Below are 14,303 nucleotides of genomic sequence, written 5' to 3'. Positions count from 1 at the left end.
CCGGCTGTGCTGCGAGGCCGCCGACCGGGCGATGCAGATCCATGGCGGCATCGGCTATTCGCGGCACAAGGCGTTCGAGCACATCTACCGCCACCACCGCCGCTACCGGATCACCGAGGGCGCGGAAGAGATCCAGATGCGCAAGGTCGCCGCCTGGCTGTTCGGCTACATCGGGCCTCGCAAGCAGGCCTTCCAGTAGCGGGCGCGCGCCGCGCGACGATATGGACAAGGTTTAATTCCACGCCTCCTGACGTCGATCAAACGACGCGCTATCTAACGGGGGTACGCGAACAGTCATGTTCGCGTGTCGTATTCGCGCGTTAGGCTTCCTATCGATCGTCCGCCGCCGCGCGGACCGCTGGAGGATTGAATGAACCGTCTCGTCCGTAACACCGCGCGCGTGGCGCTGATCGTCGCCGTGCCGGCCACGCTGGCCGGCTGCGGGATCAACACCATCCCCACCCAGGACGAAGCGACCAAGGCCGCCTGGGCCGAGGTCCAGAACCAGTACCAGCGCCGGGCCGACCTGGTGCCGAACCTGGTCGCCACGGTGAAGGGCTACGCCGCCCAGGAGAAGGACGTCCTCACGGCGGTGACCGCCGCGCGCGCCAGCGCCACCCAGGTCAAGGTCGACGCCTCGACCATCACCGACCCGGCCCAGTTCCAGAAATTCGCCGCCGCCCAGGACCAGTTGTCGGGCGTGCTGGGCCGCCTGATGGTGATCCAGGAACGCTATCCGGAGCTGAAGTCGAACCAGAACTTCATGGCCCTGCAGAGCCAGCTGGAAGGCACCGAGAACCGCATCGCCATCGCGCGCCGCGACTACAACCAGGCCGCCCAGACCTACAACACCACGCTGCGGACCTTCCCCAGCATCCTGTGGGCCAAGACGGTCTATAGCGGCCAGAAGCCGGCCCAGCTGTTCCAGGCCACGGCCTCGGCCCAGAGCGCGCCGACCGTGGACTTCTCCAGCCCGCCGACGGCGACGCCGCCGAAGGTGCAATAGACCCGTGAGCCTGACCGCTCTCATCCTCCCCCGTAAAACGGGGGAGGGGGACCGCGAAGCGGTGGAGGGGGCGTCCAAGCACCGGATGCGCCCCCTCCGTCACGGCGCGCACACGCGCCGCGCCACCTCCCCCGTTGCACGGGTGAGGATGTTGGTGCTGACGCTCGTGGCCCTAGCGATGGCCCTGCCCGCCCTCGCCGCCCCGACCTTTCCGCCGCTGACCGACCGGGTGGTCGACGAGGCGCAGGTGCTGTCGCCCGACACCGAGCGCGAACTCTCCGACAAGCTCGAGAACCTTGAGGCCACGACAGGCCGCCAGCTCGTCGTGGCGACGGTGTCGAGCCTGCAGGGCTATCCGATCGAGGACTACGGCTATCAGCTGGGCCGAACCTGGGGGATCGGCCAGAAGGGCGAGAACAACGGCGTCATCCTGCTGGTCGCGCCCAACGAGCGGAAGGTGCGGATCGAGGTCGGCTATGGGCTCGAGCCCGTCCTGACCGACGCCCTCTCCAGCGTCATCATCCAGAGCGCGATCCTGCCCAAATTCCGCGACGGCGACCTGTCCGGCGGGGTCGTGGCGGGAACCGACGCCCTGGTCGAGCAGCTCAGCCTGCCGGCCGACCAGGCCAAGGCCCGCGTCGCCGAGGCCAGCCAGCCCGAGCGCCACAAGGCCGAGGGCTCGCCGATTGTCGCGATCTTCGTCATCCTGTTCCTGATCGTCGTGTTCTCCAGCCTGTTCCGGGGCGGACGACGCGGCGGCCTGGGCTCGGCCCTGCCATGGATCATCCTCAGCGCCCTCAGCGACAGCCGTCGCGGCGGCGGCGGTTGGGGCGGCGGCGGCGGCGGGTTCTCGGGCGGCGGCGGATCGTTCGGCGGCGGCGGCAGTTCGGGGAGCTGGTGAGATGCCTACCAACATGACGCCCGAGGACCTCGATCGCATCGCCCAGGCCGTGGCCGAGGCCGAGAAGACCACCGCCGGCGAGATCTTCTGCGTCCTGGCGCCGGAGGTGTCGGACTATCGCGAGACGCCGCTGGTCTGGGCCGCCGCGACGGCTCTGGTGCTGCCGGCGGCGGCGCTGTTCGCCGGTTTCCGCCCGGAGATGCTGACCCGCCTGTTCGGCGGCTGGAGCGTCGGTCACGCCGCGGCGATGGACGGCGCGATCCTGTCGGCGCTGTCGACCTATATCGCCCTGCAGGCCGTGGTGTTCGTGCTGGCGGCGCTGGTGGTCTCGATCCCAAGCGTCCGCAGCGCCCTGACGCCCGGCGCGCTGAAGACGGCGCGGGTCAAGAAGGCGGCCATGGAGCAGTTTCTGAGCCATGGCTTGCACGTCACCCGCGACCGCACCGGCGTGCTGATCTTCGCCGCCCTGGCCGAGCATCGCGTCGAGGTGATCGCCGACGAGGGCATCTACGCCGCCGCGCCGAACGCGGTCTGGGACGAGGTGGTCGCCGACCTGGTGGCCGGCCTCAAGCGCGACGCCATCGCCGACGGTTTCGTGGCCGCCGTGCGCCGCGCCGGCGCCATCCTGGCCGAGCACGTGCCGCCCAGGTCGGACAATCACAACGAACTGCCGGACGGCCTGACCATCCTGCCCAAGCGCTGACAGCGAAAGCCGTCCCGCTGGCGATATTCGGCTTGGCCTTGCTGCTGTTCTGGCGTCCCATGGCGGCGGAGTCAGAGCGCGCCTAACGCGCCGAAGGGGGAAACCGACATGTCCAGCATCGACCCGACCCGAGCCCAGTTCGACGCCTTCAAGGCCCTGCCGCGCGACACGCCGATCCACATGCTCAACCTGATCCGGCTGAAGCCGATGGCGGACTATCCGCCCGACCATCCCAACCACGGCAAGGGCATGACGGGCCTGGAAGCCTATCGCGAATACGGGCGAACCTCGGGCCCGATCTTCCAGGGCCTGGGCGGTCGCCAGGTCTGGTCGGGTCGGCCGGAGACGGTGGTGACGGGGCCGAGCGACGAGCGCTGGGATCTGGCCTTCATCGCCGAATATCCGAACGCGGCCGCGTTCCTGGCCATGGTCACCAACCCCGACTATCGCGAGCACGTGAAGCACCGCCAGGCGGCGGTCGAGGATTCGCGCCTGATCCGGCTGGCGCCGCTGACGCCCGGCGCGGGTTTCGGCGAGTAGCCCTACTCCGCGGCCATCGCCAGCGGCGCGGCCTGGGCGCCGCGCACGAGGCGGCCCGGCAAGACGCCGGTCGGCTCGCCGTCGCGCTGGGTGACCACGCCGCCGACGATCGTGGCGACATAGCCGTGGGCGCGCTGAACCAGGCGGCGTCCGCCGGCCGGCAGGTCATAGGCCACCTTCGGCGCTTCCAGCTTCAGGCCCTCGTAGTCGATGACGTTGAGGTCGGCGCGATAGCCGGGCGCGATCAGGCCCCGATCGAACAACCCCACCGCCTGGGCGGTGTCGCGCGTCTGGCGGGCGATCATCGTCTCCAGCGCCAGCCGGGGTCCGCGCGTGCGATCGCGGGTCCAGTGGATCAGGTTGCTAGTCGGAAAGCTGCCGTCGCAGATCATGCCGACATGCGCCCCGCCGTCCGACAACCCCGGGACGGTGTCGCGATGGCTCAGCATCGCGAAGCTGGGGTCCAGCGATCCGTCGGCGTAGTTGAGGAACGGGTGATAGAGCATGCCGCGCCCGTCGTTCGCCAGCAGGGCGTCCAGCGCCACGACGGCGGGATCGCGGCCTTCCCGCGCGGCGATGGCCGCCACGGTGCGATCGGCCGTCGGCTCGTAGTCGGGCTCGTCGTCCATCGGGAACAGGTTGTCCCAAGCGCGCAGGGCGCTGCCCGCGAAGGGCCCCTTGGCGTCCGCGTCGTGGGCGAGGAGCCGGGCCCGGAAGCTCGGGTCCGACAAAGCCGCGACCTTGTCCGCCAGCGGCATGTCCTTCAGTTCGGCGAAGACGGGGTTCTGGCTGAACGGATTGAGCGTCAGCTGCAGACCGAACAACACCCCGACCGGCCGGCCGCAGACCTGGGCCTTCATCGGCAGGCCGGCGTCGACCGCCGCCGATAGGCCTGCCAGCATCGCCTTCCAGCCCTCGGGCGCCTTGGGGCTCTGGACCAGGGAGAACGACAGCGGCCGCCCCGAACGCTCGACGATGCGCCGGAGCATGGCCAGCTCGGTCGCGCCGTCCGGGAAGAAGTCCGAGACCACCTGCAGGACGCCCCGGCCCGCCGCGGCGAGGCCCATGGCGATCCCCGTCAGTTCGTCCTCGCCGGCGGTCAGGGTCGGCGTCGGCTGGCCGTCGCTGGTGCGATGGTTGAGCGTGCGCGAGGTGGAAAAACCCAGCGCTCCGGCCTCGACGGCCCGCCGAGCCAGGGCGGCCATGGCGGCGATGTCGGCCGCGGTCGCCGGCTCGCGGTTCGCGCCGCGCTCGCCCATCACATAGACCCGCAGGGCCGCGTGCGGCAGCTGGGCGGCGATGTCGACGTCGAAGGCGCGCCCGGCCAGGACGTCGAGATAGTCGGGAAAGCTTTCCCAGCTCCACGGAAGCCCCTCGGTGAGCACCGGAAACGGAATGTCCTCGACGCCCTCCATCAGGCGGATGAGGCGGTCGTGATCCTCTGGCCGGCAAGGCGCGAAACCGACGCCGCAATTGCCCATCACCACGGTGGTCACGCCGTGGCCGGAGCTGGGCGTCATGCGCTCGCCCCAGGTCGCCTGGCCGTCATAGTGGGTGTGGATGTCGACGAAGCCGGGCGTCACGATCCGGCCGCGGGCGTCGATCTCCTCGGCCCCGGCCGCGAGGCCGCGCCCCAAGGCGGCGATCCGACCGTCTCGAACCCCCACGTCGGCCACGACGCCGGGCGCGCCCGAGCCGTCGAAGACCGTCCCGCCGCGCAGGACGAGGTCGTAGGCGTGGTCCGCGGCTGGGGCGGCCATGGCGCATCCTCCCGTATCGTTGGCGGAAGGGTCCGCCCGCGTCCGGAGGGCGTCAAGCTTACCCCGGCGGAAAGGGGGCGGCCGCCTGGCGACCGCCCCGCCCCGGCCTAGAACGCCTTGCGCACCGTCACGCCCGCCGTGCGCGGCTGGCCCACAGAGTAGCCCAGGCGCGCTCGTCCGCCGCGTTCGCGGTCGAATGACAAGAGGGCGTTCTCGTCAAACAGGTTGTTGACGTAGAGCGTGACGTCGACGCCGTCCTTCATCTCGACGCCGGCGCTGAGATTGACGATCTCGTAGCTGGGCAGTTTCAGGTCGACGACCGTCGGGACCAGACCTGTCGCCCCGCCGAACGGCAGGTTCGAGACGAAGGAGCGGGGATTGTTCTCCTGGTCGCTAGCCTGGGTGAAGCGACTGCCGACGTGCTGGATGGAAGCCTTCACATAGCCGTTGGCGCCGTCAAAGACCTCGCGGCTGTAGGTGACGTCGAACGAGATCTGGAACTTCGGCACGGACGGCAGGCGGTTGCCGTCGCGGATGCCGCCGATCACCGCGCCCGTCCCGTCCTTCACGGTCGAGTCGAACTGGGCCTCCAGCAGACTGCCCGACAGGCCGATGTCGAGACCCGAGGCGAGGCGCGCGGTCAGCTCGCCCTCGATCCCCTTGGTGTGAGCCTTGGGCACGTTGAACACCACGCGCGAGCTGCACGAACCGGCGTCGAGCGTCGTCTGCAGGTTCTTTATGTCGGTGTAGAACACCGCGCCGTTGAAGCGGACCCCGCCAAAGCGCGACTTGATGCCGCCTTCGTAGTTCCAGAGCGTCTCGTCGTCATAGTTCTGGTAGCCGCCGAAGATCGCGGCGTCCTGCGGCGTGCATAGCGGCAGGTTCAGCGGATCGTTGACGCCGCCCAGCCGGAAGCCCTTCGAGGCCTGGGCGTTGAAGGTGACGTTGCTCGTCGCCTCGTAGCTCAGCAGGAAGCGAGGCGTGAAGCCGTCCGACGAGGTCTTGTCGGTGCGGTTGTCGCCGTTGGCGAACAGGCCCCCGGACTTGAATTGCCGCGTCTCGCTGAAGTCGTAGTAGCGCCCGCCCGCCGTCGCGGTCAGCTTGCCCAAGGTGTAGTTCAGCTCGCCGAACAAGGCCTTTTGCTTGATGTCGTAGGGCAGGTAGGCGTTGTAGGGCGAGTTGCCGGGGAAGCCGTTGGCGACAGCCGCCGAGGTTCCAGCGCCCAGCACAGCGTCGGTATAGGCGTCGTACCCGGGCGTCGGCAGGCGCTGGTTATAGACGCGGTCGACCTTTGAATAGAAGCCGCCGACCACCCATTGCAGCGGCCCGTCGCCGGTGGAGGCCAGGCGCAGCTCCTGGGTGAATTGCTCGAGGTCCGTGGTGTCCACCAGCTTGGACGGCAGGGTGACCGCCGCGGCCGGGAAGCCGAGATCCACCGAGACGCTGCCGGACAGCGCGCTGGCGTCCCGGTTCACGGCGATGTCGCGGCTGATGTAGCTGGTGACCGAGGTCAGGGACGCCCCGCCCAGATCCAGGTTGGCCGTCAGATCCGCGAGCAGGGTGTTGTCGGCGAAGCTCTCGTCCAGCAGCAGATACTGCTCGCGCTCGTCCAACTGAATCCGGGGCCGGGTCGTCGTGTTGTTGTTGGCGAAGAGGTTGAACACCTCCTGCCGATTGAAGCCGCTGGCCCGGATCTCCTGATAGACGACGCGCGGGGTCAGGCTGAAGGTCTCGGTGGGCTGGATCAGGAACGAGATCCGGCCGCCGCGCCGCGAGCCGCTGTTGACGTTCTTCTCGACCTTGCCGCCTTCCTTGAAGGCGTCGATGAAGCCGCCATAGCGGGTCAGGTAGCCGACCGCGCGCATGGCGACCTTGTCGGAGATCGGCACGTTGACCGCCCCCTTCACGTGGCCGCCGAAATCGTCACCGCCGACCAAGCTGGCATTGGCCTCGAAGACGCCCTCGTTGACGCCAAGCTTGGGCTGGTTGGTGATGTAGCGAATGGTGCCGCCCACCGAGCCAGAGCCGAACAGGGTGCCCTGCGGGCCGCGCAGCGTCTCGACCCGGTTCAGGTCGAACAGGTCGATGTCGGGCGTGAACAGCGACAACGAGATCACTGACTCGTCGAGATAGACGCCGACCTGCTCCTTGACGCCCGGCTGGTCGCGGACGACCTGGCCGGCCGAGACGCCGCGCACCGAGACCTGGCTCTGGCCCGGGCCGAGGTTCTGGATCGTCAGGCCCGCGACGTTGCGGGAGAGGTCCTCCAACGTGACCGCGCCGGAGCGCTGGATGTCCTTCTCGGTCTGGGCGTTGATCGAGAAGGGGATGTCCTGGATCGTCGCGTCGCGCTTGGTGGCGGTGACGATGATTTCCTCGACCGCGGTCTGGTCGGCTTGCTGCGCCGACGCCAGGGCGGGGGCGAGCAGAAGCGTGGACAGCGCGGCGCCGCCCAGCAGGGCGCGGCGCGCGCGGCGGCGCGATGTGGCGATGATCATGTTTTCCTCCCAACCCTTTATTTTTGTGGCGGCGAGGTCGAGCCCGCAGCGCAACTCCAGCGTTCATCCTGGAATCACGGAAAGTCAACGCGAAAAGAAACCACTTGAAATCAGCATTTTAGATGATGGTGCGAACCGGTTTCGAAGTTTCCGTATGAAAAAGGGGCTGAACTTACGTTTACGCACACGTGACCTTTCGCGCTGCGGAAAGCCGGTCTAGGGTGGCGGCAATTCAAACTAATGTTTAACGGGGAGAGCGCCCTCATGCGCGAAGCGGTCATCGTCTCTTACGCCCGCACGGGCCTGGCCAAGTCCAACCGCGGCGGCTTCAACAACACCCACGGCGCGGCCATGGCCGGCCACGCCATCCAGCACGCGGTCAAGCGCGCCAAGCTCGATGGGGCCGAGGTCGAGGACGTGGTCCTAGGCTGCGGCGGCCCCGAAGGCGCCACCGGCATGAACGTCGCCCGCAACGCGGCGATGTGGGCCGGCCTGCCGATCACCACCTCCGGCCAGACCGTCAATCGCTTCTGCTCCTCGGGCCTGCAGGCGATCGCGACGGCCGCCAACTACGTCCGCAACGACGGCGCCGATGTCGCGGTCGGCGGCGGCGTGGAGTCGATCTCGCTGGTGCAGGGCGGCGGTCACATGAACCGCTTCCACATCACCGAAGAGAAGCTGATGCAGACCCATCCGGCCCTCTGGATGGCGATGATCGACACCGCCGACATCGTGGCCAAGCGCTACAACGTCAGCCGCGAGTACCAGGACGAGTACGCCCTGCGCAGCCAGCAGCGCATCGCCGCCGCCCAGGCCGCCGGGCTGTTCAAGGACGAGATTGTCCCGATGGCCACCAAGATGAAGGTGGTCAACAAGGAGACCAAGGAAGAGAGCTTTGTCGACTACGTGGTCGACAAGGACGAATGCAACCGCCCCGACACCACCCTGGAAGGCCTGGCCAGCCTGAAGCCGGTGATGGGCGAGGGCAACTTCGTCACCGCCGGCAACGCCAGCCAGTTGTCCGACGGCGCCGCCGCCGTGGTGGTGATGGAGGCCAAGGAGGCCGCGCGTCGCGGCCTGGAGCCGCTGGGCGCCTTCCGCGGCTTCGCCGTCGCCGGCTGCGAGCCGGACGAAATGGGCATCGGCCCGGTCTTCGCCGTGCCGCGCCTGCTCGAGCGCCACGGCCTGAAGATCGACGACATCGATCTGTGGGAGCTGAACGAGGCGTTCGCCAGCCAGTGCCTCTACAGCCGCGATCGTCTGGGCATCGACCCGGAAAAGTACAACGTCAACGGCGGCTCGATCGCCATCGGCCACCCGTTCGGCATGACCGGCGCCCGCTGCGCCGGGCACCTGCTGCTGGAAGGCAAGCGCCGCAAGGCCAAGCTGGGCGTCGTGACCATGTGCATCGGCGGGGGTATGGGCGCGGCCGGCCTGTTCGAAATCTTCTGATTTCGATCAGGACGGGCAACCGCGCCCATCAACGAAAAGTGCTGAGATCGCCTTCGCGATCTCAGTGTGGCGCCGCCGGTCTTTTCGAAATCTTCTGATCTAGGCCGCGAAGCCAAGGCTACCTCAAGAAGGCCGGGAACCGTGAAGGCGGTTTCCGGCCTTTGTTGTTGTCGTTTCAACAACAACGGACCCGACCGCCATGGCCGCCAAGGCCTTTTTCGCCGTCGCCCTTCTGGTCGCCGCCGCCATAGGATTGGCGCTGCCGACTCCGGGCGCGAGCCACGAGCCGCAAGCCACTCGCTCGTCGTTCGAGACGATCCCGATCGACTGAACGCATAGAAAAAGGGCTCCCCGGCTTCCCGGAGAGCCCTCGGCAGTGACCGACCTAAACCTTAGAACTCTTCCCAATCCTCGGCGACGGCCACCGCCGCCGATCCCGACGACCGGCCCGGACGGGCGGCGCGCGAGGGCGCGGAAGGAGCGGAAACGGAGGGGCGCGACGCTGGCTTGGAAACCGGAGCCGAGGCTGGCGCGGACGCCGCCGAGACGGCGCCTTGGGCCACGCGGAAGCGGGCGACCATCTCGCTCAGCGAACGGGCCTCGCCCTTCAGGGAGTGGGTGGCGGCCGTGGCTTCCTCGACCATGGCGGCGTTCTGCTGGACGACCTGGTCCATCTGGTTCACGGCCGTGTTGACCTCGTTCAGGCCCGTGGCCTGCTCGGCGGCCGAAGCGGCGATCTCGGTGACCAGGGCGTCGATGGTGGCGACCTGATCGACGATCCGCTGCAGCGCCTCGCCGGTCTGGCCGACCAGGTCCACGCCGGCCTCGACCTGCGAGGTGGAGGTCGAGATCAGGGCCTTGATCTCCTTGGCGGCCTCGGCCGAGCGCTGGGCCAGGGCCCGCACTTCCTGGGCGACGACCGCGAAGCCCTTGCCGGCTTCGCCCGCCCGGGCGGCTTCGACGCCGGCATTCAGGGCCAGCAGGTTGGTCTGGAAGGCGATCTCGTCGATCACGCCGATAATCTGGCTGATCTGGCTGGACGAGGTCTCGATCTCGCTCATCGCCGAGACGGCCTGGCTGACGATCGAGCCCGAACGCTCGGCGTCGGTGCGCGCGGTGGCGACCACTTGCGAGGCCTCCTTCGCGCCCGAGGCGGTCTTGCGGACCGTGGCGGTGATCTCGTCCAGGGCGGCCGCGGTCTCTTCCAGGCTGGCGGCCTGCTGTTCGGTGCGACGCGACAGGTTGTCCGAGGCGTCGGCGATCTCGTCGGCGCCGCTGTTGACGCCGCTGGTGGCGCGACCGATCGCCTGGATGGCTTCCTGCATGCGGTCGGCGGCGGCGTTGAAGTTGGTCTTCAAGCTTTCGGTCTTCGGCGCGAAGGGCACGACGATCCGGTGCGTCAGGTCGCCCGAGGCCATGTGGTCCAGGGCTTCGTTCAGGGCGGTGATCGCCTGGGCGTCTTCGCGGGCCGAGGCAGCCTTCTCGGCTTCGTTGGCCGAGCGCTCGCTCTCGGCGGCCTGGCGTTCTTCGACCGCGGCCTGCTCGATGCGGATCTTCTCGATCGCGGCGTCCTTGAAGTAGCTGACGGCCGAAGCCATGTCGCCGATTTCGTCCTTGCGGCCCATGGCCGGGACTTCGACGCTGTTGTCGCCGGCGGCCAGACGGCGCATGGCGTTGGTCATGGCCGCGACCGGGCGGGCGATGGCGCCGGTCAGCAGCAGGCCGCCCGCGATGGCGATGCCGGCGGTGATCAGGATGCCGACGGCCAGGACGATCGTGGACTGCAGCGACGCCTTCTTCTGGGCGGCGGCCTCGGTGGCGAGCTCTTCCTCGGCGTGCTTGGTGATGGCTTCGATGGCGTCCTCGACGGGCGTCACGGCCTGGTCGGCGACGCCGTCGTTACGGACCAGCTCCACGGCCTGGGGGCGGGTCGCCGGATCGGCGCCCAGTTGCTCGCCCGGCTCGATCGCCATCTTGCGATAGTTGGCGTAGGCGCTCTCGACGGCGCTGATGCGGGCCAGATCCTCGGCGTCGCCGTCGGCCAGGGTCTTCATCTTGTCCAGAGCCTTGAAGAACTTCGGCTTGTGGGCCTCTTCCAGGCGCTGGACATAGTAGGGGTCGCCGGACAGCAGGAAGCCGCGCAGCGAGTTCTCCTGGCGGGTCAGGCGGAACGCCGCCGTATCGGCCGCGCGCAGCATCTCATAGGCCCGCTCGGTCCGCTCGACGGAGTGACCCAGATTGACCTTGTTGACATACAGGGCGACGCCCATCGCCATGATTGTCGCCAGCATGACGGCGAAAACCGCCATCAGCTTCTGGGGGATTTTCAGGTTGCCGAAGGACACCGCGCGAACTCCTCATTCTTGGAGCGACGGCGACGCCGGCCCAGAGACGTCAGAGTCGTCCCTTTGCCCAAAACGCGACCGTCACGCCTAAAATTCGCGCAGTCAGCGTTGCGGAGGCATTAACCGTGCGCGTGACGGAATGTCGCATACACCATATCGTCCCCATTTCCGGTCAATGGGCCTCATCCCAGTTGAGTGCGGCGCGAACCTCAACTGTGAGCGGCACGGACAGGGCGACCGCCGGCTCCGCCGCTTTTTCCATCACGCGGGCGATCACCTGGCGGGCGGTCTCGGCCTCGGCTTCCGGCGCCTCGAAGACCAGTTCGTCGTGCACCTGCAGCAGCATGCGGGCCGAGAGCCCCGCCTCCTTCAGCGCCGCCGGCATACGGATCATCGCCCGACGCATGACGTCGGCCGCGGCCCCCTGGATCGGGGCGTTGATGGCGGCGCGCTCGGCGAACTGCCGCTGGCCGACCGACTTGGCCTGGATCTCCGGGATGTTGATCTTCCGGCCGAAGATCGTCGTGACGTAACCGTGCTCGCGCACGAAGGCCTTGGTCGCGTCCATATAGGCCTGGATGCCCGGGAAGCGCTCGAAATAGGTCTTGATATAGGCCCCGGCCTCGCCCTGCGGGATGCCCAGCTGGTTGGCGAGACCAAAGGCGCTGATGCCGTAGACGATGCCGAAGTTGATGGCCTTGGCCCGGCGGCGGATCATCGGGTCCATGCCCTCGATCGGCGTGTCGAACATCTCCGAGGCCGTCATGGCGTGGATGTCGAGGCCTTCCTGGAAGGCCTTCTTCAGCTGCGGGATGTCGCCGATGTGGGCCAGCAGACGAAGCTCGATCTGGCTGTAGTCGGCGCTGATCAGCACCTTGCCAGGCTCGGCCACGAAGGCCTTGCGGATCTTGCGGCCTTCCTCGGTGCGGACCGGGATGTTTTGCAGGTTCGGATCGGACGAGGACAGGCGGCCCGTGGTCGTGGCGGCCAGGGCGTAGGAGGTGTGCACTCGGCCCGTCCGCTCGGCGATCGCCGCGACGAGGTTCTCGGTATAGGTGCCCTTCAGCTTGCTCAGCTGACGCCAGTCCAGCAGGACGCGCGGCAGCTCGTGCTCCAGCGCCAGGCTCTCGAGCACGTCGCTGTCGGTCGACCACTGGCCGGTGGCGGTCTTCTTGCCGCCCTTCATGTTCATCTCGCCAAACAGCACGTCGCCGATCTGCTTGGGACTGCCCAGGTTGAACGGTCGGCCGACCAGCTCGGTCGCCCGCGCCTCGAACTCGGCCATGCGCAGCGAGAACTCGTTGGAGAGTCGCCGCAGCGCCTCCGGATCGACCTTGATCCCGTCGTTCTCCATGGCCGCCAGCACCGCCGGCATCGGCCGCTCCAGCGTCTCATAGACCGTCAGCAGCCCCTCGCGCGCCAGGCGCGGCTTGAGAGTCTCGTAGAGGCGCAGGGTGACGTCGGCGTCCTCGGCGGCGTAGGCGGTCGCTTCGGCCAAGGCGACGTGCTTGAAGCTGATCTGGGCCTTGCCCGTCCCGGCCACTTGCTTGAACGGGATCGGCTTGTGGCCCAGCCACAGCTCCGACAGCTCGTCCATGCCGTGACCGTGCAGACCAGCCTCCAGCACGTAGCTGATCAGCATGGTGTCCTCGATCGGGGACACCTGGATCCCGTGCCGCGCCAGGACGGCGATGTCGTACTTGGCGTTCTGCGCCACCTTCAGCACCGCCGGATCCTCCAGCAGCGGCTTCAGGGTGGCGATGACCTCGGCCAGCGGGATCTGGACGAGGTCGGCGGCGGCTTCCAGCGCCAGGCCTTCCTTCTCGCAGTGGCCGACGGGGATGTAGCAGGCCTCGCCCGGCGCGATGGCCAGGGAGACGCCGCACAGGCCGGCGGTGGCCGAGGACAGCGCGTCCGTCTCGGTGTCGAACGCCACGACACCCTTGGCCGTCGCCTTCTCGACCCAGGCCTTCAGGGTGTCGAGATCGCGGACGCAGGCATAGGCCGCATGGTCGATGGTGATCGGTTCGGCCACGGGCTGGGCGGCGGCGCGGGCGGCGGCCCCCATGTAGGACACGGTCGACACCGGCGCCTTGGGCGGCGCGACAGGACGATCCAGCGTGCCGGGAACGGCGGCGGCCGAGCCGTCGCCGACGCGGCGGGCCAGGGAGCGGAACTCCATCTGGTCCAGGAACGCCGCCAGGATTTCCTTGTCCGGCTCGCGCACCTTCAGGTCATCCAGCGGCTCGGGCAGCGGCGTATCGCAGTCCAGCTTCACCAGCGCCCGCGACAGGCGGATCTGATCGGCGAAGTTGATCAGGGTCTCGCGGCGCTTGGGCTGCTTGATCTCGCCGGCGCGGGCCAGCAGCGTGTCGAGGTCGCCGAACTCGGTGATAAGCTGGGCGGCGGTCTTGATGCCAATGCCTGGCGCGCCCGGGACGTTATCGACGCTGTCGCCGCAAAGGGCCTGCACGTCGACCACCTGCTCGGGATAGACGCCGAACTTCTCGAACACCTGCTCGCGTTCTATGCGGACGTTCTTCATCGGGTCGTACATCGACACGCCGTCGCCGACGAGCTGCATCAGGTCCTTGTCGGACGAGACGATCACCGCCTCGCCGCCGACCTCGCGGGCCTTGCAGGCATAGGCGGCGATCAGGTCGTCGGCCTCGTAGCCGGGCAGCTCGATCGCCGGCACGCCGAACGCTCGCGTCGCTTCGCGCACCAGCGGGAACTGCGGGATCAGGTCCTCGGGCGGCGGCGGGCGGTGGGCCTTGTACTGGTCGTACAGCGTGTTGCGGAACGTCTTCTCCGAGTGGTCCCAGATCACCGCCAAGTGCGTGGGCGTATCGCCCTGCATGTCGCGCAGCAGCTTCCACAGCATGTTGCAGAAGCCCTGCACCGCGCCCACCGGCAGGCCGTCGCTTTTGCGGGTCAGCGGCGGCAGGGCGTGATAGGCGCGGAACAGATAGGCCGAGCCGTCGACCAGGAAGAGCCGGACGGCGGGGCCGTCCTGGGTCAGGTGCGAGGCGGGCGGGGATTCGGAGACGACGTCGGTCATGGCGCGAACATAGGGGGACCGGCGGGCCTCGGAAACC

The 14,303-nt window shown here is 68.3% G+C and carries 11 protein-coding genes; 7 read left to right on the top strand and 4 right to left on the bottom strand.

Annotation, left to right across the window (positions count from 1 at the left end):
* The 5 genes from Q0379_RS20710 to Q0379_RS20690 form a co-directional block, all read left to right on the top strand.
* A partial coding sequence (locus Q0379_RS20710; protein WP_299016221.1) for an acyl-CoA dehydrogenase family protein occupies positions 1-199 on the top strand: 199 nt, incomplete at its 5' end.
* A 171-nt stretch (positions 200-370) separates the two neighbouring features.
* Positions 371-1,006, top strand: a complete 636-nt coding sequence (locus Q0379_RS20705) for a LemA family protein (RefSeq protein WP_066686506.1) — start codon at positions 371-373, stop codon at positions 1,004-1,006.
* Between the two features lie 85 nt (positions 1,007-1,091).
* Positions 1,092-1,907, top strand: coding sequence for a YgcG family protein (locus tag Q0379_RS20700; RefSeq protein WP_299016216.1), 816 nt, complete (start codon positions 1,092-1,094; stop codon positions 1,905-1,907).
* A gap of 1 nt (position 1,908) precedes the next feature.
* Positions 1,909-2,610 (top strand): TPM domain-containing protein, encoded by a 702-nt coding sequence (locus tag Q0379_RS20695; protein ID WP_299016214.1) that lies wholly within the window; start codon positions 1,909-1,911, stop codon positions 2,608-2,610.
* A 108-nt stretch (positions 2,611-2,718) separates the two neighbouring features.
* Positions 2,719-3,150, top strand: coding sequence for a DUF1330 domain-containing protein (locus Q0379_RS20690; protein ID WP_066683158.1), 432 nt, complete (start codon positions 2,719-2,721; stop codon positions 3,148-3,150).
* A gap of 2 nt (positions 3,151-3,152) precedes the next feature.
* Here the strand turns inward: Q0379_RS20690 and Q0379_RS20685 are convergent, their stop codons facing one another.
* Both Q0379_RS20685 and Q0379_RS20680 read right to left on the bottom strand, forming a co-directional pair.
* A complete protein-coding gene (locus Q0379_RS20685) occupies positions 3,153-4,910 on the bottom strand; it encodes an amidohydrolase family protein (RefSeq protein ID WP_299016211.1) in 1,758 nt (585 codons plus the stop codon).
* Positions 4,911-5,017: 107 nt separating this feature from the next.
* Positions 5,018-7,408, bottom strand: coding sequence for a TonB-dependent receptor (locus Q0379_RS20680; protein ID WP_299016209.1), 2,391 nt, complete (start codon positions 7,406-7,408; stop codon positions 5,018-5,020).
* A gap of 264 nt (positions 7,409-7,672) precedes the next feature.
* On the opposite strand from Q0379_RS20680, the gene Q0379_RS20675 reads away from it, so the two are divergent.
* Positions 7,673-8,860, top strand: a complete 1,188-nt coding sequence (locus tag Q0379_RS20675) for an acetyl-CoA C-acyltransferase (protein ID WP_299016207.1) — start codon at positions 7,673-7,675, stop codon at positions 8,858-8,860.
* 199 nt (positions 8,861-9,059) lie between these two features.
* Positions 9,060-9,191, top strand: coding sequence for a hypothetical protein (locus Q0379_RS20670; protein ID WP_299016204.1), 132 nt, complete (start codon positions 9,060-9,062; stop codon positions 9,189-9,191).
* A gap of 61 nt (positions 9,192-9,252) precedes the next feature.
* On the opposite strand, the gene Q0379_RS20665 is transcribed toward Q0379_RS20670, so the two are convergent.
* Together Q0379_RS20665 and polA are read right to left on the bottom strand one after the other, a co-directional pair.
* Entirely contained in the window at positions 9,253-11,205 is a 1,953-nt protein-coding gene (locus tag Q0379_RS20665; RefSeq protein WP_299016201.1) for a methyl-accepting chemotaxis protein, read from the bottom strand.
* Positions 11,206-11,377: 172 nt separating this feature from the next.
* Positions 11,378-14,266 (bottom strand): DNA polymerase I, encoded by a 2,889-nt coding sequence (gene polA, locus Q0379_RS20660; protein ID WP_299016199.1) that lies wholly within the window; start codon positions 14,264-14,266, stop codon positions 11,378-11,380.
* Positions 14,267-14,303 lie beyond the last annotated feature (37 nt).

It is taken from the genome of uncultured Caulobacter sp., from assembly GCF_937900395.1.
In the GTDB taxonomy this organism is placed as follows: Bacteria; Pseudomonadota; Alphaproteobacteria; order Caulobacterales; family Caulobacteraceae; genus Caulobacter.
Note: the sequence above shows the minus strand (reverse complement) of the source record. Positions and strands in the feature narration are given on the sequence as shown.